This window comes from Paenibacillus sp. P46E, assembly GCF_001909095.1.
Lineage (GTDB): Bacteria > Bacillota > Bacilli > Paenibacillales > Paenibacillaceae > Paenibacillus_AQ > Paenibacillus_AQ helianthi.
On the sequence record NZ_LVYZ01000052.1, the window covers coordinates 13,486 to 33,183 of the forward strand.

General features: G+C 45.9%; 20 protein-coding genes and 1 tRNA gene. 19 read left to right on the forward strand and 2 right to left on the reverse strand.

Translation table 11 applies throughout. The features are described from left to right. The first annotated feature begins 29 nt into the window (after positions 1-29). The 10 genes from A3849_RS19665 to A3849_RS19710 all read left to right on the forward strand — a co-directional run bounded on the left by A3849_RS19665 (position 30) and on the right by A3849_RS19710 (position 10,765). Complete coding sequence (locus A3849_RS19665; protein ID WP_074112954.1) at positions 30-950, forward strand: YidC/Oxa1 family membrane protein insertase; 921 nt, start codon at positions 30-32, stop codon at positions 948-950. After that, positions 947-1,681, forward strand: coding sequence for an RNA-binding cell elongation regulator Jag/EloR (jag, locus tag A3849_RS19670; RefSeq protein WP_074112955.1), 735 nt, complete (start codon positions 947-949; stop codon positions 1,679-1,681). Before A3849_RS19665 ends, jag begins: the two co-directional genes overlap by 4 nt. Before the next feature lie 122 nt (positions 1,682-1,803). Continuing rightward, positions 1,804-3,180 carry a tRNA uridine-5-carboxymethylaminomethyl(34) synthesis GTPase MnmE gene (mnmE, locus tag A3849_RS19675; RefSeq protein WP_074112956.1) on the forward strand — a complete coding sequence of 459 codons (1,377 nt, stop codon included), beginning with the start codon at positions 1,804-1,806 and terminating at the stop codon, positions 3,178-3,180. Positions 3,181-3,235: 55 nt separating this feature from the next. Then, positions 3,236-5,122: a tRNA uridine-5-carboxymethylaminomethyl(34) synthesis enzyme MnmG gene (gene mnmG / locus A3849_RS19680; protein WP_074112957.1), complete on the forward strand. Its 1,887-nt coding sequence runs from the start codon at positions 3,236-3,238 to the stop codon at positions 5,120-5,122. Positions 5,123-5,125: 3 nt separating this feature from the next. Further along, entirely contained in the window at positions 5,126-5,848 is a 723-nt protein-coding gene (rsmG, locus tag A3849_RS19685) for a 16S rRNA (guanine(527)-N(7))-methyltransferase RsmG (RefSeq protein WP_074112958.1), read from the forward strand. Positions 5,849-6,265: 417 nt separating this feature from the next. Next, on the forward strand, positions 6,266-7,081 hold the full coding sequence (noc, locus tag A3849_RS19690) for a nucleoid occlusion protein (RefSeq protein WP_074112959.1): 816 nt from the start codon (positions 6,266-6,268) through the stop codon (positions 7,079-7,081). 212 nt (positions 7,082-7,293) lie between these two features. After that, complete coding sequence (locus tag A3849_RS19695; RefSeq protein ID WP_074086478.1) at positions 7,294-8,055, forward strand: ParA family protein; 762 nt, start codon at positions 7,294-7,296, stop codon at positions 8,053-8,055. Next, complete coding sequence (locus A3849_RS19700; RefSeq protein ID WP_074086477.1) at positions 8,048-8,890, forward strand: ParB/RepB/Spo0J family partition protein; 843 nt, start codon at positions 8,048-8,050, stop codon at positions 8,888-8,890. The genes A3849_RS19695 and A3849_RS19700 overlap by 8 nt, the downstream gene beginning before the upstream one ends. A gap of 93 nt (positions 8,891-8,983) precedes the next feature. Beyond that, positions 8,984-10,141: an aminotransferase class V-fold PLP-dependent enzyme gene (locus tag A3849_RS19705; RefSeq protein WP_074112985.1), complete on the forward strand. Its 1,158-nt coding sequence runs from the start codon at positions 8,984-8,986 to the stop codon at positions 10,139-10,141. Positions 10,142-10,264: 123 nt separating this feature from the next. Next, positions 10,265-10,765 carry a DUF4446 family protein gene (locus A3849_RS19710; RefSeq protein ID WP_074112960.1) on the forward strand — a complete coding sequence of 167 codons (501 nt, stop codon included), beginning with the start codon at positions 10,265-10,267 and terminating at the stop codon, positions 10,763-10,765. Here the strand turns inward: A3849_RS19710 and yyaC are convergent. Then, positions 10,737-11,345: a spore protease YyaC gene (gene yyaC, locus A3849_RS19715; RefSeq protein WP_074112961.1), complete on the reverse strand. Its 609-nt coding sequence runs from the start codon at positions 11,343-11,345 to the stop codon at positions 10,737-10,739. The two genes, A3849_RS19710 and yyaC, sit on opposite strands and share 29 nt — an antisense overlap. A 164-nt stretch (positions 11,346-11,509) precedes the next feature. Between yyaC and A3849_RS19720 the strand changes: the two genes are divergently transcribed. From A3849_RS19720 to A3849_RS19735, 4 genes are all read left to right on the forward strand, one after another. After that, entirely contained in the window at positions 11,510-11,782 is a 273-nt protein-coding gene (locus A3849_RS19720; RefSeq protein ID WP_074112962.1) for a putative Se/S carrier protein, read from the forward strand. Continuing rightward, positions 11,775-12,812, forward strand: a complete 1,038-nt coding sequence (locus tag A3849_RS19725; protein ID WP_074112963.1) for a mechanosensitive ion channel family protein — start codon at positions 11,775-11,777, stop codon at positions 12,810-12,812. The genes A3849_RS19720 and A3849_RS19725 overlap by 8 nt, the downstream gene beginning before the upstream one ends. Next, positions 12,812-13,021 (forward strand): DUF951 domain-containing protein, encoded by a 210-nt coding sequence (locus A3849_RS19730; protein WP_074112964.1) that lies wholly within the window; start codon positions 12,812-12,814, stop codon positions 13,019-13,021. Before A3849_RS19725 ends, A3849_RS19730 begins: the two co-directional genes overlap by 1 nt. A 47-nt stretch (positions 13,022-13,068) precedes the next feature. Next, positions 13,069-13,159, forward strand: a tRNA-Ser gene (locus A3849_RS19735). Between the two features lie 360 nt (positions 13,160-13,519). Here A3849_RS19735 and A3849_RS19740 read toward each other — a convergent pair. Further along, positions 13,520-13,717, reverse strand: coding sequence for a YjzC family protein (locus A3849_RS19740; protein WP_074086472.1), 198 nt, complete (start codon positions 13,715-13,717; stop codon positions 13,520-13,522). Positions 13,718-13,937: 220 nt separating this feature from the next. On the opposite strand from A3849_RS19740, the gene rpsF reads away from it, so the two are divergent. The 5 genes from rpsF (at position 13,938) to opp4A (ending at position 19,561) form a co-directional block, all read left to right on the forward strand. Beyond that, on the forward strand, positions 13,938-14,222 hold the full coding sequence (gene rpsF, locus A3849_RS19745) for a 30S ribosomal protein S6 (protein WP_074086471.1): 285 nt from the start codon (positions 13,938-13,940) through the stop codon (positions 14,220-14,222). A 47-nt stretch (positions 14,223-14,269) separates the two neighbouring features. Then, positions 14,270-14,770 (forward strand): single-stranded DNA-binding protein, encoded by a 501-nt coding sequence (ssb, locus tag A3849_RS19750; protein WP_074086470.1) that lies wholly within the window; start codon positions 14,270-14,272, stop codon positions 14,768-14,770. Between the two features lie 20 nt (positions 14,771-14,790). Continuing rightward, on the forward strand, positions 14,791-15,063 hold the full coding sequence (gene rpsR, locus A3849_RS19755; protein ID WP_019914552.1) for a 30S ribosomal protein S18: 273 nt from the start codon (positions 14,791-14,793) through the stop codon (positions 15,061-15,063). 547 nt (positions 15,064-15,610) lie between these two features. Next, a complete protein-coding gene (locus tag A3849_RS19760; protein ID WP_074112965.1) occupies positions 15,611-17,617 on the forward strand; it encodes an endonuclease MutS2 in 2,007 nt (668 codons plus the stop codon). A 228-nt stretch (positions 17,618-17,845) separates the two neighbouring features. After that, positions 17,846-19,561, forward strand: coding sequence for an oligopeptide ABC transporter substrate-binding protein (gene opp4A / locus A3849_RS19765; RefSeq protein WP_074112966.1), 1,716 nt, complete (start codon positions 17,846-17,848; stop codon positions 19,559-19,561). The last annotated feature ends 137 nt before the right edge of the window (positions 19,562-19,698 follow it).

Genomic DNA, 19,698 nt, shown 5'->3' on the forward strand with positions numbered 1-19,698 from the left:
AATGGAATGTTTAAGAGAGGGGTTTTGAAGTGTCTCTATTGAAGACTAAACGAGGAAAATGGTTTCTTCTCCTCGGTGTAATGGTATTAATGATTGCTGTTCTGTCGGGGTGCTCTCCGTCGTCAACAACTGTGACGCATACTACGGAGGATTTGAAGCACGGAAGCTTCTGGCAGAGTAATGTGGTTTATTATTTTGCCACAGCCTTGGATACCTTTGCTAAATGGTTTAATGGACAATATGGCTTAGCCGTCCTTGTAATGGTTATTATTGTCCGCACAATCATCCTGCCGCTTACGATGAAACAGGTAAAAAGCTCGCGTGCGATGCAGGCTATTCAACCGGAACTCGAGAAAATTAAGAAAAAATATAAAGATACGCCTGAAAAGGTACAACAAGAAACAATGCGCCTATTCCAGGAGAACAAGGTTAACCCAATGGCCGGCTGTCTGCCGCTGATTGTGCAAATGCCGATCTTTATCGCGCTTTACAATTCGATCTATTATAACCCGTCTCTGCGTGAGCACTCGTTCCTGTGGCTTCAGCTCGGCAAGCCCGATCACCTGTTCATCCTCCCGCTTTTGGCAGCAGCGACTACATTCCTGCAGACCCGGATGATGACCAAGATGAACCCTGTACAGCAGCAGGGCCCTATGCAGTTCATGATGATGGTATACCCAGTTCTAATTTTCATCATGTCCTACAACTTCCCGTCTGCACTTCCGCTGTATTGGTTCTACAGTAACTTGTACACCATTATTCAGAACTATTTCTTGTACCGCAACAATGACAAAGCCAAACTGGCCATTGCTGCTGCTGGTGCAGGCACCGGTAGCACCAAAGAAGTCAATCTGGTGAAGAGTAAGAATAACTCCGCCCGCAAGGATGTTACTCCTGCTGCGAAAGGCAACAGCAGCAAAGGAAATAAGGAGGCCAAAAAGTCAAAATGAGCAAAGTCGTCGCGACAGGGAAAACCATTGAAGAAGCTGTAGAACGAGGCCTTAACCAGCTTGGAGTTCACAAGGACCGGGTAACGGTCAACGTATTGGAACAGCCGTCAAGAGGATTCCTGGGATTGATCGGTGCGAAGGGTGCCAAGGTCGAACTGACCTTGATTACCGAAGCCGCACCGGCATCAGCGGCGAGTGCTCCGTCACTGCCTCATCAGTCAACAAGAGAGAGCAAACCAGAGGCTGCCGGCGGTGTACCACGCCAAGATTCCGGACACCCGGTAGAGGATGCTTACCAAGAGGCCGTTCATTTCATTGTGGATGTCGCCAAGAGCATGGGGCTCGAGGTGGAAGTTGAAATCATTCATGGCAAGGAATCGACTGTTCTACAAATATCCGGTCCGGACCTGGGGCTGCTGATCGGCAGAAGAGGACAAACTCTTGATGCTCTGCAGTATCTGGCCAATATTGTGGCCAACCGTTATTCCGATAGTTTTATCCGGCTTGTGCTGGATGCTGAGAATTTCCGTGAACGCCGTAAGAAGACGCTGGAAGAGCTGGCTGACCGCTTGGCTGGACGGGTTGTTCGTACCCGCAAAGAGGTTGTTCTGGAGCCGATGTCTCCTCAAGAGCGGAAGATTATTCACTCCAGATTACAGGACCACCGGCAGGTTAATACACTCAGCAAGGGTGAAGAACCGAACCGCCGCGTCGTTATCACTTTGAAGTAGAGACTATATTGCTGCAATGACTCCTTGACCAATATAAGGGGTCATTGTTTTTTTCGAATACAAGACCAAAATCATTCATTCAGCCGGAGCTGAAGTGTAGAACAAATTGAGGTGAACAGAGTATGTTTAGTGACACCATCGCTGCTGTATCTACAGCATTAGGCGAAGGAGGGATAGCGATTATCCGGGTCAGTGGCCCCCAAGCGATTTCCCAGGTGGCTCCATTGTTTCGCAGTAAGACACCGCTCACAGAGGTGGAGTCGCATACCGTTCATTACGGGCATATCATCAGTCCTGATGACGGAGAACGAATGGAAGAAGTGCTGGTCACTGTGATGAAGGGACCACGTTCATTTACTACTGAGGATGTAGTTGAAATAAGCGCCCATGGCGGTGTGATCTCGGTTCGGAGAGTGATGGATCTTCTGCTGCAGCAGGATATTCGACTTGCAGAACCTGGGGAATTCACCAAGCGCGCATTTTTGGGCGGACGTATTGACCTTTCTCAAGCGGAGGCTGTAATCGATCTGATCCGTTCGAAATCGGACCGTGCTTTTTCGGTTGCGCTGAAGCAGGTTAGCGGATCCTTGTCAGAACGTATTCACACACTCCGCCATACACTTATTGAAACATTGGCTCATATTGAAGTGAATATTGATTATCCTGAGCATGATGTGGAGTCCTTGACTGCTGAATTTATTAAAGATAAAAGCACAGAAGTTATGGATGGCATCAACAGACTGCTTAAGACGGCAAATGAAGGAAAAATACTGCGCGAGGGTATTACGACTGCAATTGTCGGACGTCCCAATGTTGGTAAGTCCTCCTTGCTTAATGCACTGGCCCGTGACAACAAAGCGATTGTAACCGATATTCCAGGAACAACGCGTGATGTTATAGAAGAGTATGTAACGATTAACAATATCCCGTTAAAGCTGCTTGATACTGCTGGAATTCGCGAAACTATGGATATAGTAGAGAAAATTGGCGTTGAGCGCTCCAAGGCAGCATTTAGTGATGCTGATCTCATCCTGCTTGTGTTGAACTCAGCCGATGAGCTCCATGAGGATGAATTGGCATTAATGGAACAAATCCAAGGTAGACAAGCATTGGTGATCATGAATAAAATGGACTTACCTTCCCGTTTGGACAAGGATAGACTGCTCTCTTATTTTAGCGAATCGAGCATTGTTCCAATGTCTGTGCTGGAGGAGGAAGGTTTAGATCAGCTGGAGGAAGCAATCTCTGAGCTCTTTTTTGAAGGTAAGCTGGAATCAGGCGATCTGACTTATGTAAGCAATGTAAGGCATATTGCTCTGCTCAAAAAGGCTTATAAATCTTTGCAGGATGCCTACGAGGCTGCTGATATGCATATTCCTATAGATATGATTCAGATTGATGTGCGCCTTGCGTGGGAGCAGCTCGGGGAGATTATTGGGGATACAGCTGCTGATTCGCTCTTGGACCAAATCTTCTCACAATTTTGCTTGGGGAAATAACTGCGCTTGATAAGCGTATCCACTATAAAAACAAAAAAACTAGGAGGTAACACCTATGAACTTTGATGGAGGCAGCTATGACGTAGTGGTCATTGGCGCAGGCCATGCCGGCTGCGAGGCTGCACTTGCCGCAGCACGAATGGGCTGCCGCACGCTGATGATTACAATCAATCTGGACATGGTAGCCTTCATGCCATGCAATCCGTCCATTGGCGGTCCCGCCAAAGGCCATGTTGTGCGTGAGATCGATGCACTTGGCGGCGAAATGGGCCGGAATATTGATAAGACCTTTATTCAACTTCGCATGCTTAACACCGGTAAAGGTCCTGCAGTTCATGCGCTACGCGCACAAGCAGACAAATTTCTCTATCAGCACGCGATGAAGGAAACGATGGAGAAAACTCCAAATCTGACCCTTCGCCAGGGGATGGTGGAGGAACTGATTGTTGAAGATGGAAAAGTTGCCGGTGTCATCACAAAGACAGGAACGGTATACCATAGCAAAACAGTCATTCTGACTACAGGAACCTACCTGCGCGGCAAAGTGATCATGGGTGAGTTGACTTATGAGAGCGGGCCGAACAATCAGCAGCCTTCGGTTAGACTTTCTGAGAATTTGCGCGAACTTGGGTTTGATCTTGTTCGATTTAAGACTGGCACACCGCCAAGGGTGCATAAGGATACGATCGATTTCTCCAAGACCGAAATTCAACCAGGGGATGAGAAGCCAAAGTTTTTTTCCTTCGAAACCAAATCATCTGATAATGAACAATTGCCTTGCTGGCTGACTTACACTTCCGAAGTTACGCATCAGATCATCAATGATAATCTGCACCGTGCTCCGATGTTCACGGGTATTATTGAAGGAACAGGTCCAAGATATTGTCCTTCTATTGAAGACAAGGTGGTGCGTTTCAGTGATAAATCCCAACATCAGATCTTCCTAGAGCCAGAAGGTAAGAACACAGCTGAATATTATGTTCAAGGGTTATCCACCAGCCTTCCTGAGGACGTCCAATTGGCTGTCCTGCGTTCTATTCCTGGGATGGAAAAGGTGGAAATGATGCGCAATGGTTATGCAATTGAATATGATGCAATGGTTCCAACTCAGCTGTGGCCTTCACTGGAAACCAAACGCCTGCCTGGACTATTCACAGCTGGACAGATCAACGGGACATCGGGTTATGAAGAAGCGGCAGGACAAGGTGTTATTGCCGGTATTAATGCGGCCCGCAAGGTGCAGGAGAAAGATCCGGTTGTACTGGACCGTTCACAAGGATATATTGGCGTTCTAATTGACGATTTAGTTACCAAAGGAACCAATGAACCTTACCGCTTGCTGACATCACGTGCAGAATACCGTTTATTGCTTCGACATGATAATGCGGATTTACGTTTGACGCCAATTGGTTATGATATTGGTCTGATTTCTGAACAGCGTTATGAAGCTTTCCTGGAGAAAAAAGAACGGGTAGAGCGTGAGATCATGCGCCTTCGGGAAACCAAAGTCAAACCTGCCGATGTCAACATTACACTCTCAGAATACGAATCGGCGCCTATTGTTGATGGAAGCAACCTGCTGACACTGATGCGGCGCCCGGAGCTTACTTACAGTTTTGTTGATCAGGTATCACCTTCTCCTGAAGGTTTGGATGAAGATATGAAGGAGCAGGTAGAAATACAGATCAAATATGCCGGCTATATTGAAAAACAGCTTCAACATGTTGAGAAGCTGCAAAAGATGGAAAAGAAGAAGATTCCAGACGATATCAACTATAATGAAATTCATGGTCTGGCTATGGAAGCCCGGCAAAAGCTGACTAAAATTGCTCCTATCTCCATTGGTCAGGCATCTCGGATTTCCGGCGTAACCCCGGCTGATATTTCAATACTCCTTGTACACTTGGAGCATTATAACCGTGTGACAGCAGCGAAAGGATAATCTATGGATAATACTGCAGCTCAGTTTACTGCTTTACTGCAAGAGCAAGGGATCACAATAACACCAAAGCAGTTAGAGCAATTTGAACTTTATTTCAAAGAGCTTGTTTCATGGAATGAGAAAATGAACCTTACCGGCATAACTGAACGTGACCAAGTGTTCATGAAGCATTTTTATGATTCACTTTCTCTGTCTTTCTTCATGAATATGGAGGATGTGAATAAACTGGCGGATATCGGTTCAGGTGCTGGATTCCCTGGAATCCCTCTAAAAATTTGCTTCCCGCATTTGAAACTTACTATTGTAGATTCACTTAGCAAGCGCATTTCATTTCTTCAGCACGTCTGTGATACATTGGAATTGCAAAATGTACAATTGATTCATGGAAGGGCTGAGGATGTATCACGAGAGTTTGTTCATCGCGATGCATATGATTTGGTAACAGCACGAGCTGTTGCGCGTTTATCGCTGTTGAATGAATTTTGTCTTCCCTTTACCCGTAAAGATGGAGTTTTCGCGGCGATGAAGGGCAATGATTCTACCGAGGAGTTGACTGAAGCCAAGCGAAGCTTAAAGGAATTACGTGCCGAACTGCGCAAGGTGGAATCATTTAGTCTTCCTGTTGAAGAGTCAGCTAGACATATTATTTTAATTCAAAAAACTGGCGCGACACCGGCAAAATACCCACGCAAAGCAGGAACACCTGCTAAAGCTCCATTGATTTAATTGTTTCACGTGAAACATTTCCTGGGATTTTCAAGCGAACAAATAACGAATCTTTTCTCTCTGGAAAGGTTCGTTTTTTTGTTTAGGACGAGAATAGCGTGAAATGCAGGAAAAATAGGGCTCATTGGAGAATAGGATTATAGGTTAAAAAGTGATAGAATAATATAGTAAGACTTTTCATGGGTAAGTGATTCAATCGCTGCAGAATCTCCAATACATGAAGGCTTTAAGCCTGGCGTGGTTTTCAGGTTATTTTATTGAATAAGTGCCTGAAAGCAATGCGTAGATATTGCTGCTCCGGAAGCATACGCTTCTTTTGAGGACGGCGTAGCCGCTTCTACTTGCTGTACGATAAGCTTTTCGCTAGGCAAGGTCAAGAAGATCGTACTATAACGAAATTAGGTGGTTATGAACGGAATGAAAGAACAATTCACCAAGCTTTTTGGATTTACCGAGCGGAGCAGCGGAGAAGAGGTCAAACAGATCCCGGTTCATGAGGTCATCAGTAGTCCTTATCAGCCCCGGACGATTTTTGATGACGACAAGATAGACGAGCTATGTCAAACTATCAAAACTCATGGTGTTATCCAGCCGATAGTTGTTCGTATACGTGATTCTCAATATGAAATCATTGCAGGAGAACGACGCTGGCGAGCAGTTAAAAAACTAGGGATGGAAACGATCCCGGCTATTATTCGTGAGTTTAATGATTCACAGGCTGCTTCTATTGCTTTAATCGAGAATTTGCAGCGTGAGAACTTGACCTCAATTGAAGAGGCTATTGCATACCAGAAATTAATTGATCTTCACCAGCTGACTCAAGAGAGCCTGGCGCAGCGGCTTGGCAAGAGTCAATCAACCATTGCCAACAAAATCCGTTTACTAAATCTTCCTGAACAAGTGAAAACAGCATTAATGGAAAGACAAATTACAGAACGACATGCAAGATCACTGCTGTCGCTGGATACTGTTGAAATGCAGCTAAAGGTTCTGGGGGAGATCATTTCCAAAGGGTTGAACGTGAAACAAACGGAAGCACGTATTGCCTTCTATAAAGCAGTTAATCAAACCAAAAAATCAAAACGAATTTCCTACACTAAGGATGTTCGTCTCGCTCTTAATACAATTCGTCAATCCATAGATATGGTTTCTGGTTCAGGAATGGAGATTAAAACCTCTGAAAACGACCGCGGTGACCATTATGAGATTGTAATTCAAATTCCAAAACGATAATTGGTTTCAACAAGCTGAAGGCGGCCCTGAGGTGATTGGCCGCCTTTTCTGTGACCTGAACCGGAGTATTGTCAAAAAACCAAAATGTGAGTGTTATCCGTATATTTGCTTATATATTTCGTGAAATTGATGCCATAGCTCAGCAGGCGGTTAGTGCCGCTACAACTCACGACCTACAAGATGATTCTTCCTAACAATTCGAGGTGAAATTAGTGTCCAAGATTATTGCTATAGCAAATCAAAAAGGTGGTGTTGGTAAAACAACAACCTCTGTAAACTTAGGTGCTGGAATGGCTACTTTAGGAAAAAGAGTGCTTCTTGTTGATATCGACCCACAAGGAAACACTACAAGCGGCGTTGGCATCAACAAAGCGGATGTAGCAAATTGCATTTATGATATTCTTATCAATGAAGCGAATCCCCAAGAAACGATATTAGAGACACAAATTGACGGCCTCCATATTATTCCAGCTACTATCCAATTGGCAGGTGCGGAAATTGAATTAGTGTCCACTATTTCCAGAGAGCTAAAGCTGAAAAAGGCTTTAAATGCTGTAAAGTCGAATTACGACTATATTATTATTGACTGTCCTCCGTCATTGGGCATCCTTACCATAAATTCATTAACCGCAGCTGATTCTGTTATCATTCCAATTCAATGTGAATATTACGCACTGGAGGGTTTGAGCCAACTGTTGAATACGGTTCGTCTGGTTCAGAAAAATCTTAATCCTCATCTCAAAATTGAGGGAGTGCTTTTGACAATGCTGGATGCCAGAACCAATCTGGGGATTCAGGTTATCGAGGAAGTGAAAAAGTATTTCCAGGAAAAGGTGTATAGAACAATTATTCCGCGTAATGTGAGACTAAGTGAAGCTCCTTCACACGGGCAATCTATTATTACTTACGACAATCGCTCCAAAGGTGCAGAAGTATACCTGGAGTTGGCAAAGGAAGTGATTTCTTATGAGTAAGCGTTTAGGGAAAGGCCTCGATGCATTAATACCTTCCTTGTCCATCAACGAAGATGATAAGGTTGTGGAGATCCCTTTAGCGCAATTGCGTGCGAACCCTTATCAACCGCGTAAGGACTTCAATGAAGAGGCCATCCAGGAATTGGCTGAATCGATAAGACAGCATGGAGTCATACAGCCGATTATTGTTCGAAGCGTTCTCAAAGGCTATGAAATCATTGCCGGCGAGCGGAGATTTAGAGCATCACAGTTTTGCGGTAAAGCAACAATTCCGGCAGTTATCCGCAGTTTAAGTGACCAGCAGGTTATGGAAATTGCGCTTATTGAGAATTTGCAGCGTGAAAACTTGAATGCAATGGAGATTGCGGTTGCCTATCAAGGATTGATGGACCAATTCGCGCTTACCCAGGAAGAACTCTCCTTAAAGGTGGGAAAATCCAGATCGCATATTGCTAATTTCCTGCGTCTGCTTTCTTTGCCGGAAGAGGTGAAGGAATATGTTTCACGTGGAACAATTTCCATGGGGCATGCCAGAGCTATTGTGGCACTCAAAGACCCTGAAACCGTTAAACAACTGGCGGAACAATGTGTGGAACAGCAATGGAGCGTTAGAGAGTTGGAAGAGGTTGTTAAGAATTTGGACCGTAAACCAACTGGGGCAATTAAAGCGAAAATAGTAAAGCGTGATCCGTATATTGATAATGTTGAAGAGTTGTTGCGTGAGAGATTCAAAACAACAGTTAAAATCAAACAGGGTAAAGAAAAAGGGAAAATAGAATTGAACTATTACAGTGCCCAAGACCTGGAAAGGTTATTGGAACTATTGGGCAACTGATATGGATATCTGTGCTGAAAACATATCCTGAGATATCCCTTAAAACGGATATGGAGGGGTATGTTTTTTGATGAAAGGGTGGAGGGTGTGGGAATGGAGGAATTGGTCTATTTGGATCACGCGGCAACCTCGTGGCCAAAACCGCTTGAGGTTGGATCGGCCATGATGGACGCACTGCAAAATTCTGGAGCGAATGCCGGACGTGGGAATCATTCATTGGCCATAGGAGCCGGGCGTGTACTTGTGAGGGCGCGCAGTAAACTAGCTGAACTCTTTTCTGTCTCCAATGCCCAAAATATTGCCTTCACACACAACACTACAATGGGGCTAAATATGGCCATTAAGGGTACACTTCAAGCAGGGGATCATGTTATTACAACAATGACGGAACATAATTCCGTGCGTAGGCCTTTGGAATTTTTGCGTCAAACCCTGGGCATATCCATTGATTATGTTAAGGTCGATCGTGATGGACAAGTGGATTTGCTCGAATTGCAAAGAACCTTTAAGTCTAATACAAAAATGGTGATATGCAATCACAGCTCTAACCTGTTAGGAAGTATTCTGCCTATAGGTGAGATTGGAGATATTGCCAAGTCGAAGGGTGCAGTCTTTCTGGTGGATGCTGCTCAAAGTGCAGGTTCATTAACTATTGATGTGAAAAAAATGAATATAGATCTGCTTGCATTTCCAGGACATAAAGGGTTGTTGGGGCCACAGGGTACCGGAGGGTTGTATATAGCGCCAGAGCTGGACCTGATCCCTCTAATGCATGGGGGCACTGGGAGTCAATCCGAAAATAGCGAACAGCCTACAGTGCGTCCGGATCGGTATGAGGCAGGAACTCAAAACGGGGTAGGGATAGCCGGATTGCTGGCAGGAGTGACAAAGGTGATGTCTCTGGGTACGGAGAACATTCACCGTCAGGAATGGGAGTTGACCCAGAAGCTCATGGAAGGATTGTCTGTTATTCCTGGAATGAAGCTGCTCGGGCCGGGAATAGGCTTGGAACGAAGTGGGATAGTATCCTTTGTCATAGAGGGGGAGGATTCTGCAGATATTGCGCATCGCCTCGATCGTAAACATAATATTGCTGTACGAGCAGGAATGCATTGTACTCCGCTAGCCCATAAAGCTGCATCAACGCTCAAAAGTGGGGCCGTAAGAGCAAGCGTCGGTGTCACTTCAACAGATGAGGATGTTCACAGAATTCTGATTGCAATGACAGAAATGTATGGACAGAAAAAATAGTATATCGAGCAAACACATATTGTCCTCATTGCTATAGCATGGTCATGTGTGAAAAAGAGGTAGTAAGATGATTGAATACGGAATATATTTACACTTATATTTATACAGAAGGATGGTCTGTACATGTCGGAATTAAATGAAGTGATTACTGAGCAGTTATCGGTGTTCATCATGGGATTTGCATTGATTATCATGGTGCTGGTAATTGTATTAATTGTTCAGGGAACAAGGATTCGTAAAATGCGTCGGAAATATGAGGCAATGATGACCGGGAATGGTGTGGAAGACCTGGAAAGTTTATTAATCGATCTAAGAAACCAGGGTGACATGCTGGAAGAAACCCAGCGGGAGCACAAGACAATGATTGAGGCGGCACAGGTCAAACTCCGAGGCATGAAGTCAAAGGTTGCAGTGAAACGATACAATGCTTTTGGAGAGCGCGGGAATGACCTGAGCTTCTCGATGGCCATCATTGACGACAACCGGAGTGGAGTTGTCTTGACTAGTCTTCATAACCGTGAAAATTCATATATTTACTCTAAGCCTCTTGAGGGCGGAGAATCGCAATATCCGCTGTCACCCGAAGAAAAGGAAGTTATTGCTCTCGCGTCGCAGCAGATCTAGCATGAAGATTCCATTGTCTTAAGGCGGAATAGAGGCTGGAGGCAATGATGTCCGACAACCGCATGACTAGACTTAATCTTGTGTTCTGCAGGACAAAATACTCCATAAATCCGCCGACATTCACAATTCCGGTGAGGTGGATATCTCCGACAGGAGGAAGTTGCTTGTTAACCCCCGCTCCGGGTCTCAGTGGACCTTCGACGACCTGAATACATCCGACACTGGTGGAATGGCCTAAGCAGGCATCAATGCCGATGATAAATGGATGCTTGTGTTTTTCGTGAATGAGAGTAAGAGTTTCTTCTAAATTCACAGCATGTACAGGCTCGTCTAAGGTGCCATACAAATGAAACAAGGGACTGTGAAAGCGGGCTAATGCGGTTCCAACAAGCGGACCGAGCGAATCGCCGGTTGAGCGGTCTGTACCCACACAGACTATTATGATTGGTGTATCCGAGTGGGTGCGGGAGAAATGAAATAACAGCCGATGTGTAATGGCAGAATAGATATTGGGATCCGCATGTGATATTTTTAAACAGGACGGTTCCGGCAATGAGGCAGCTTTAGAAGAATAATTCATATGATCTTCCTTTCTGAGACGGAGCGTATGTGAAAATACCAGCAGATATGCCAGAGGTTATATAGGTTCGAGAGCCTGCTGATGATCCTAGTATATGGATGAAAAATGTTTTTTATACTTCACTCGATAGAGATAGGACGATAAACCCAAAAGGAGGCTTGCACATGAATGAGGAACTGCTGATTGCCTTTGACTCTACCCAACAGGCGCTGCGTGCTGAAATGCTGCTTGAATATGCGGAAATCGAAATTGATATTTTCCCCACTCCGAAAGAGATTACTGCCGGGTGTGCAATGTCGATCCAATTCTTTCGGGGAGCACTGGGAGAGGTCCGCAAGATTGTAAAGGAACAGAATGTTGAAGTGCGCGGGATTTTCAGAGCAAAAGAGAGTGACGGGTACGAATTAATCGGAGAAAAGGAGGGGTTGGATGAATAGGTCGATCCTGGAGACGATGACAACGGACAAGGCTGTGCAAAATGCAGTACAGTTCAAAGATAAGGTGTGGAATGTGGTAACAGATGCGGAAATGTGGGCAAATGTGTTATTTGCAGGATTGCGTATTCTTTTAATCTTCATTTTGACCCGGGTTATTATAAAGGTTGTCTCTAAGGTGATTGACCGGTCGATGGAAAGGGAGACACGAGGAAAACTATTAGGGGATAGCCGCAGGTTCTCAACGGTAGGCGGGTTGCTGAAGAATGTGGTTACGTTCATCTGTAATTTTGTCATGATTATGCTGGTGCTTTCCGAATTTCACTTTAATCTGGGTCCACTATTGGCAGGGGCTGGTGTCGTCGGACTTGCCATCGGTTTTGGAGCACAAAGTTTGGTCAAGGATGTAATCACGGGCTTCTTTATTATTTTTGAGGACCAGTTCGCTGTTGGTGATGTAATCCAGACAGGAACTTACAAAGGGACCGTAGAGATGATTGGTCTTAGAACGACAAGATTGCTTAGCAGTACTGGGGAAGTACACATTATCCCAAATGGCACCATAATCAATGTCACGAACTATTCACTGGCCAATGCTTTGGCGGTTGTAGATGTTCCGGTGAAGATTGAACGGGGGCTTGAAGAGACGCTGGCTATGATCGGCGAAGCTCTGAAAGGGATAGAGGAGAGGAATCCCAATGTCGTTGCCTATCCGAAAGTTCTGGGGATTCAATCCATGAGCACCTCCGAGTATGTGATTCGGGTAGCGGCCAATTGTCTTCCGAATGCCAGAGATGCTGCAGAGCGGCAGATCCAGAGCGATATAAAGCAGGCGCTGGAGAAGCAGAGTGCCCTAGAGGCTGCTAAGGCTGAGCAGGAGGCACGTGAGGAGGCTGAACGGGCTGCAAGTGCTGCTACGGCTGCAATGGAAGTGGAAGGCATGGAGGCGGCGCAGAGGGGACGTAGTTCGGCAGAAGCTAGATTGAGCAGACAGTTAGCCGCTACCCATGAGGGAGAAGAGGAGGGTCAGTAATGGAACGGAAGGTTTTTGGGCTTGGTGATATTGTTCTCATGAAAAAGCCGCATCCTTGCGGCACCAATGAAATGGAGATCATTCGCATGGGAATGGATATCCGGATCAAATGTACCGGTTGTCATCATAGTGTTCTCATTCCCCGTGCAAAGTTCGAGAAAAACATGAAAAAGGTGTTGCGTTCAGCCGCAGGAGAAGCCAGTGAATAATTAGACTTGCAAAAGTGAAGTTCGCATGCTACAATAATTCTTGCTGCGGAGAGGTACCCAAGAGGCCCAAGGGGGCTGACTCGAAATCAGTTAGGCGTGTCACAGCGTGCGTGGGTTCGAATCCCACCCTCTCCGCCACTTCAGTACTACATACATTAACACTTAGAACCTCCGTTGACATAACGGGGTTTTTTTATTGTATGTAATGTCAATTCAAACGACAAACAAAAGAGGGACCCTTTCAGGTCCCTCTCAAGAGGCAGTACATGGATAACGTTCGGATTTAATCTGTCTATAGCCGCTAAAGTGATGCAGGTTTTGCCAGGCTTATCCCTTTTTTAAGAGGAAGCCTTTACTCTCCCCGACTTACAATAGATGCTGATTCAGAATCCTTGTGATTGTGTTCGTCTACGACGTCCAACGGAACCACACCTCTCTTTTGTACTGCCTGAGAATAGTATGTCTCATGAGGTTTTTTTTATACATGTGATGTAAAAATTAATGAACCCGGGCTTTTTCAACCTTTTTCCACTTGCGGTCTTTATTTGAGGTTTCCGGAAAGGTGTCACCCCTCTTCATTTCAATTCGTTTTGGATTCTGAATTTGGGTATGGAAGCTTCGTGCTTCGCCAACCTCTGTGTAGATTCCGGGATTTGGGGCCTTATCGCCTTTTTCGTATTCGGTTTGTTCGCCCATTGGACCATTCCTCCTTGGATAGAGTGAGTAATTGCGGTGTTATTATGCTCGGATCGATGTCTGTTCATGTAGCCTAAAAAGTACCCAATGGCCTTCTTGATAAAAATAACTTGCACTCCTTAGGGCAATTTGGTATATTAATTTGGTGCGAGTCTATGTTTGTGCTCGTTCCTTGCTCCTGACGTGATTAGGGGCCGCAGACCATAAGGAGGTGAAAATTATGCGCAAATATGAAGTCATGTACATTATTCGTCCTGACATTGAACAAGAAGCCGTTCAAGCAGCAGTCGAAAAATTCCAAGGCGTCATCTCCAACGGCGGAGAAATTACAAAGCACGATGTGCAAGGTAAACGCCGTCTTGCGTATGAGATCAAGAAATTCCGTGATGGCGTTTTTGTTTTGGTTAACTTTACTGCAGAACCTGCAGTTGTTACCGAATTGGAACGTCTCATGAAGATTTCCGACGAAGTCATTCGTTATCTCATTACGAACGACGTTGCCTAAGATCTTGACAAGCTTTGTAACGAATCGCTTATAAGGAGGGGATTGAATTGTTGAACCGTATCATTCTGATCGGTCGGTTGACCCGTGACCCGGAACTTCGTTATACTCCCGCTGGTGTTGCCGTAACGCAGTTTACGCTTGCCGTAGACCGCAACTTTACGGGCCAGAACGGTGAACGCGAAGCGGACTTCATCCCGGTAGTAACCTGGAGACAGCTGGCTGAGACCTGTGCCAATTACTTGCGCAAAGGACGTCTGGCAGCCGTGGAAGGCCGCATCCAAGTACGGAATTATGAGAATAACGAAGGAAAACGTGTATACGTTACTGAAGTTATTGCCGATAATGTCCGTTTCCTGGAATCCTCGCAGAATCGTGAAGGTGGCAATGCGCCAAGTGGCGGAAATGTACCCGAAGAACCATCCTATGGTGGCGGCGGTAACAGTGGACGCGGAAATAACAATAATTTCTCGCGTAACAACAATACTCAAGATCCTTTTTCGGGCGATGGAAAACCGATCGATATATCGGACGATGATTTGCCATTTTAATAAGGAAGGACTGAACTGACATGGCTTTCAAACAAAGAGAAGGCGGAGACAACGACAAAAGACCGGCACGTCGTGGTGGACGCAACAAGCGCAAAAAAGTGTGCTACTTCACTGTGAACAAGATTACTCACATTGACTATAAAGACACTGAGCTTCTGAAGAAGTTCATCAGCGAACGCGGAAAGATCTTGCCGCGTCGTGTAACAGGTACAAGTGCAAAATACCAACGCGCTCTTACCATTGCTGTAAAACGCTCGCGTCAAATCGCGCTGCTGCCTTACACAACGGAATAGGACGTTTCATGAAGCAACCGGCCTAGCCGGCTGCTTTTTTATATGTCAGGGCTGCTTCTGTTTATTGTGCAGGGAATTGACGAAGGTGACAGAATGTAGTAAATTACAGGTATCCTATAACAAAAGGGGAAATTTTGATGTTGGTGAGCGTTCTTAACTAAGCAATTTCATATCATCTAACCCGTAAGCTGCACAAGGCCTGTTCTATAGCATATAGGCGGCTGTGTTTGAGTATGTCCGGCAGGAATGTGCTCGTGCTTCTGGGAAGGTGAATGAATTAGTTAAGGACACACGCGAAGCGTCATATGGCCTCTTTACGGCTAATGTTCTCTTTGTGATTAAACCGTGCTCTTGCAGCACGGTTTTTTCTGTCTTCAGGCTGAATTTTCTCCACAGGAGGAAATTCAGCCTGAAGCACAAAGTGGGCAGCAGCAGTGAATGAGGGCAAAGACAGCCGTAGTGGCAGTCTTTGCCCTTTTTTGCGTTACGGACAGATCAGCAACCCGCCTGAACGTTCGGGTGAGGAATAAAGGAGGAACACTAAATAATGAATACACAAAGCCAGATCACCCTGGAATATGAGGAAATGAGAGAGGATCTAAGACGTCACACCGTATCATATGAAGGGAAAAAGGCGGTAAGCGGCCTTGAGCCTATGACCTATCTTCCGGCCATTCACAGGGCGCTGGACGAAACTGCTGAGGCGAAGGAGCTTTTGGAAAGAGGGGCGAGCGTGCCGATTCCCTCCCTGGAGGGAATGGAGAACCTAATGTCGCTGCTGGGAACAGGATATCTGTATAGCGAGAAGGATTTCATGGCAGTATCGGTGTTTCTGCAGAGCTGCAGCCAGCTGCGCAAATATATGAAGGCCAAGGAGCAGACGGCTCCGCGGATTGCTTCCTATGCGGCTTCTCTTGAAGAGCTGAGGGATGTGCGGGAGGAGATTGAACGCTGTATACGTCTGGGGGGCATTGATGACCACGCCAGTAAAGGGCTGGAACGGGTTCGGAAACGATTGGCTGTAGCCAAGGACCGCCTGCAGAGGAAGATAGAAGCTGTAATGTCGAGGCATCAGGGAATCCTGCAGGAAAACCTCGTCAGTATGCGCAGTGGGCGGTATGTAATTCCTGTAAAGCGGGAGTATCACAAGCAGGTAAAAGGAGCAGTACTGGATCAGTCAACCAGTGGGCAGACCGTATTTGTAGAGCCCTATGAGATCGCCTCCATGCAGGGGGAGCTCGAATTACTGGAAGCTGAGGAGGCTAGGGAAGAGATGCAGATACTAAGCATGCTGACAGGGCTTCTGGAGAAGGAACAGGCTGCGCTGCGGCTGAATATTGAAATTACAGGCAACTATGATTTTATTTTCGCCAAAGCCAAATATGCGCGAACAATGGGTGCAAGAAACGTTGCCCTGAATGACCACGGTTACTTGAGGATGAATGGGGGCAGGCACCCTAAGCTGGAAGGGATGATTCCAGTTAGTCTGGAATTCGGTAATGGCTACAAATCACTGATCGTCACCGGACCTAATACAGGCGGTAAAACAGTAGTGCTCAAAACGTTGGGGCTGCTAACCCTAATGGTTCAATCAGGGCTGCTAATTCCTGTAGAACCAGACAGCGACTTCACTGTGTTCTCGGATGTCATTAGTGTGATTGGCGACGGACAGAGTCTGACACAGTCTCTGAGTACTTTTTCAGCCCAGATGAAGAGTATAGAGGGGATGCTTAGAGATGCGGGCAAGGGTGTGCTGCTGCTGATTGATGAGCTGGCGGCGGGTACGGACCCTGGAGAGGGATTCGCGCTTTCGATTGCAATTCTTGAGGAACTGAACCGTAAAGGGGCTAATATTATAGTTACTACTCACTTTAATGAACTTAAAGTCTTCGCCGCATCCACCAGCGGATTCCAAAATGCGCGGATGGAGTTTGACAAGAATACGCTGCAACCGATCTACCAGTTGACTATTGGTGAAGCAGGTGAAAGTTATGCCCTGCAAATTGCCGAGAAATTGGGCATCCCCGAGTCTGTCATCCGGCGCTCGCAGCAGCTTGTAGAAGGGCAGCATGAAGTGGACAGGGATAAAAGGTACTGGAATAACTTTAACCGTTCAGGACAGGGCAAATCAGGGGAAGGGTTCAACCATGTGGAAGGGAATGATTTCCTTGAGAAAGACCTGGATTCAAGTGTTTCTGCAGGAATGACAAAGGACTTATCAGGAGACCCAAACTCTGCTCAAACAGGTGATGGCAAGGAACAGAAGAAAGATTTTGAAGTAGGAGATGCGGTGTATGTGAAGCCACTGGGCAGAACAGGAATCGTCTTTGAGGCAAGAGACGGAATGGGAATGGTTGGCGTAATGATTCAAAAGCAAAAAATGAAATTCAACCATAAACGTCTCAAACCATACCTCTCTAAAGAAGAGCTCTACCCGGAGGAATATGATTTTGATATTATTTTTGAGAGTAAGGAAACTCGGAAAAAGCGTAAGCTAATGCGAAAAAAGCATGTGGAAGGTCTCACTATTGTTCATGAGGAGAAGGACGAGTAACCGCAGCTGACAATGCAAAGGCCTGCCCCTTGGGCAGGCTTTTTTCCAAAAGTATGGATGTTACTATAAGGGTGAATAGGGTATGAAGTTGAATTAAGTGCTTCACTTTAGACTGATTATTGGTTATCCTCAATATTATAGTCTATAAAGGCTGTAAAGAATGAGAATATAAATGATTAATAAGATGATCTTTAGATAGCGCTTACAATGGAAGAAGGGAAGAATGATATGATGAAGCGCAGATATGGCACACTGGTGCTGGCGATGGCTATGATGCTGTCCGCTTGCAGCGGTATTAGCTCTGAGCGGCTTTCCTATGGAATTCTTTCGAATAATACGTCAGAAGTTCCTGTAGCTGGGGGAACCATCACTTATGGCTACTCCTCTCCGTTCCAAGGGTTGTTTGACCCCGCTTTTTATGAGGGTGAAGATGATTTTCAGGTATTGGAGTTTATGACAGAATCCATGTTCAAGGTAAATGATGACTTAACCACCGTTCCGGGCATTGCCTCCTGGCAGGAATCAGGCGACCACACCGTATTCACCTTCAAAATAAAGGCGGGTGTCCGCTGGCATAATGGCGATGAGTTAACTGTAGAGGACTGGAAGTTTGCACTAGAGACCATTGCCAGCCCGGAATATACAGGGTCACGGTACTACAGTGTAGAAATGATTAAGGGCGCAGAAGCCTATCATAAAGGGGAAGCCAAGGAGATCAGCGGGATAAAAGTGATTGACCCCTATACCCTAAGAATTACTATGAATGGAGTTCGGGTAAATGCACTGGACAACCTGTGGTCCTACCCGATGAATAAAAAGGTTTTCAGCGGAATCGCAGTGAAGGATATGCCGGACAGCGATCCGGTGCGGAAGCATCCTATCGGGATTGGCCCCTTTGAGGTGACAAACATCCAGCCCGGGCAGCTTGTGGAGATGAAGCGATTTGATAATTACTATCAAGGGAAGGCTCTCTTGGACGGAGTGCAGTATAAAGTGTTTGATGATAAGGAAATCGTGAATCTTCTTGAAGAGAATCAAGTGGACATAGCTTCAGCCCCGCGTGATGCCTATGCATCGCTGAAGCAGCTGGACCAGGTGGAGGTACTGGAATCTCCGGAGCTATCTTACGAATACATAGGATTCAAATTTGGGTCTTGGGATAAGGAAACCCAGCAGATTGTCATGGATAACCCCAAGTTCGCCGACAAGCGTCTGCGGCAGGCCATGTATTACGCACTTGATCGGAAGGGGATTATTGACCAGTACTCCTATGGTCTTGGCAGTCTGATTGAAACTCCGGTTTCCAGCTCAAGCTGGGCTAAGATCCCCAATGCCGAAATCAATACGTATGACTACAACCCCGGTACAGCAAAGGCACTCCTGGACGAAGCCGGCTATGTGGACAGGGATGGCGATGGATTGCGTGAAGACCCCAAAGGGCATTCTTTTATAATTAACTACGATGCGATGACCGGAACAACAACCGCTGAAGCAAAAACGCAGGCCATTCTCCAGAATTGGCGCGATGTCGGATTGAATGTCCGGCTGAACGGAGGCAAGCTTAAGGAGCTTAATGATTTTTATGAAGCCGTAGAAAATGATGATCCCTCAGTTGAGCTGTTTAATGGAGTATGGGGGTTGGCCAGCGATCCTGATCCCTCCGGTTTATGGAGAGCGACTGACTTGTGGAACTATCCGCGGTACAGTTCAAAGCGTAGTGAAGAATTGATCCGCGAAGGCGTAGGAATCAAATCCTTTGATAAAGAGTACCGCAAGCAGGTCTACTATGAATGGCAGAAATTAATCAATGAGGAAGTGCCGATGATCTTTTTTGCCGAGCGCACGAATATTACAGCCGTTAACAAACGTCTGCAGAACGTACGGGTGAATTCCATCAGCACTATTATTGAGCCACAGACTTGGTGGATTAAGGAAGAGAAGTGATTGGAAGCAAAGCTCAGGAGCCGTTGCCTATTGAAGGCGGACCCTGTAGTTTTGCTTCTTTTTTATTAATTCTGCATCAAAATGAAGTTTCACTCGTCATATACTTTAGGGAATGCAAGTAGCTCCAGTACTAAACT

What these genes read in the sequence shown, in the direction of transcription:
- opp4A (WP_074112966.1), top strand. Translation starts at nt 17,846, where the DNA reads ATGATGAAGCGCAGATATGGCACACTGGTGCTGGCGATGGCTATGATG.
- A3849_RS19725 (WP_074112963.1), top strand. Translation starts at nt 11,775, where the DNA reads ATGAATAGGTCGATCCTGGAGACGATGACAACGGACAAGGCTGTGCAA.
- noc (WP_074112959.1), top strand. Translation starts at nt 6,266, where the DNA reads ATGAAAGAACAATTCACCAAGCTTTTTGGATTTACCGAGCGGAGCAGC.
- mnmG (WP_074112957.1), top strand. Translation starts at nt 3,236, where the DNA reads ATGAACTTTGATGGAGGCAGCTATGACGTAGTGGTCATTGGCGCAGGC.
- jag (WP_074112955.1), top strand. Translation starts at nt 947, where the DNA reads ATGAGCAAAGTCGTCGCGACAGGGAAAACCATTGAAGAAGCTGTAGAA.
- A3849_RS19730 (WP_074112964.1), top strand. Translation starts at nt 12,812, where the DNA reads ATGGAACGGAAGGTTTTTGGGCTTGGTGATATTGTTCTCATGAAAAAG.
- A3849_RS19705 (WP_074112985.1), top strand. Translation starts at nt 8,984, where the DNA reads ATGGAGGAATTGGTCTATTTGGATCACGCGGCAACCTCGTGGCCAAAA.
- A3849_RS19740 (WP_074086472.1), bottom strand. Translation starts at nt 13,717, where the DNA reads ATGGGCGAACAAACCGAATACGAAAAAGGCGATAAGGCCCCAAATCCC.
- rpsR (WP_019914552.1), top strand. Translation starts at nt 14,791, where the DNA reads ATGGCTTTCAAACAAAGAGAAGGCGGAGACAACGACAAAAGACCGGCA.
- A3849_RS19700 (WP_074086477.1), top strand. Translation starts at nt 8,048, where the DNA reads ATGAGTAAGCGTTTAGGGAAAGGCCTCGATGCATTAATACCTTCCTTG.
- A3849_RS19710 (WP_074112960.1), top strand. Translation starts at nt 10,265, where the DNA reads ATGTCGGAATTAAATGAAGTGATTACTGAGCAGTTATCGGTGTTCATC.
- rpsF (WP_074086471.1), top strand. Translation starts at nt 13,938, where the DNA reads ATGCGCAAATATGAAGTCATGTACATTATTCGTCCTGACATTGAACAA.
- rsmG (WP_074112958.1), top strand. Translation starts at nt 5,126, where the DNA reads ATGGATAATACTGCAGCTCAGTTTACTGCTTTACTGCAAGAGCAAGGG.
- yyaC (WP_074112961.1), bottom strand. Translation starts at nt 11,345, where the DNA reads ATGAATTATTCTTCTAAAGCTGCCTCATTGCCGGAACCGTCCTGTTTA.
- A3849_RS19720 (WP_074112962.1), top strand. Translation starts at nt 11,510, where the DNA reads ATGAATGAGGAACTGCTGATTGCCTTTGACTCTACCCAACAGGCGCTG.
- A3849_RS19760 (WP_074112965.1), top strand. Translation starts at nt 15,611, where the DNA reads ATGAATACACAAAGCCAGATCACCCTGGAATATGAGGAAATGAGAGAG.
- mnmE (WP_074112956.1), top strand. Translation starts at nt 1,804, where the DNA reads ATGTTTAGTGACACCATCGCTGCTGTATCTACAGCATTAGGCGAAGGA.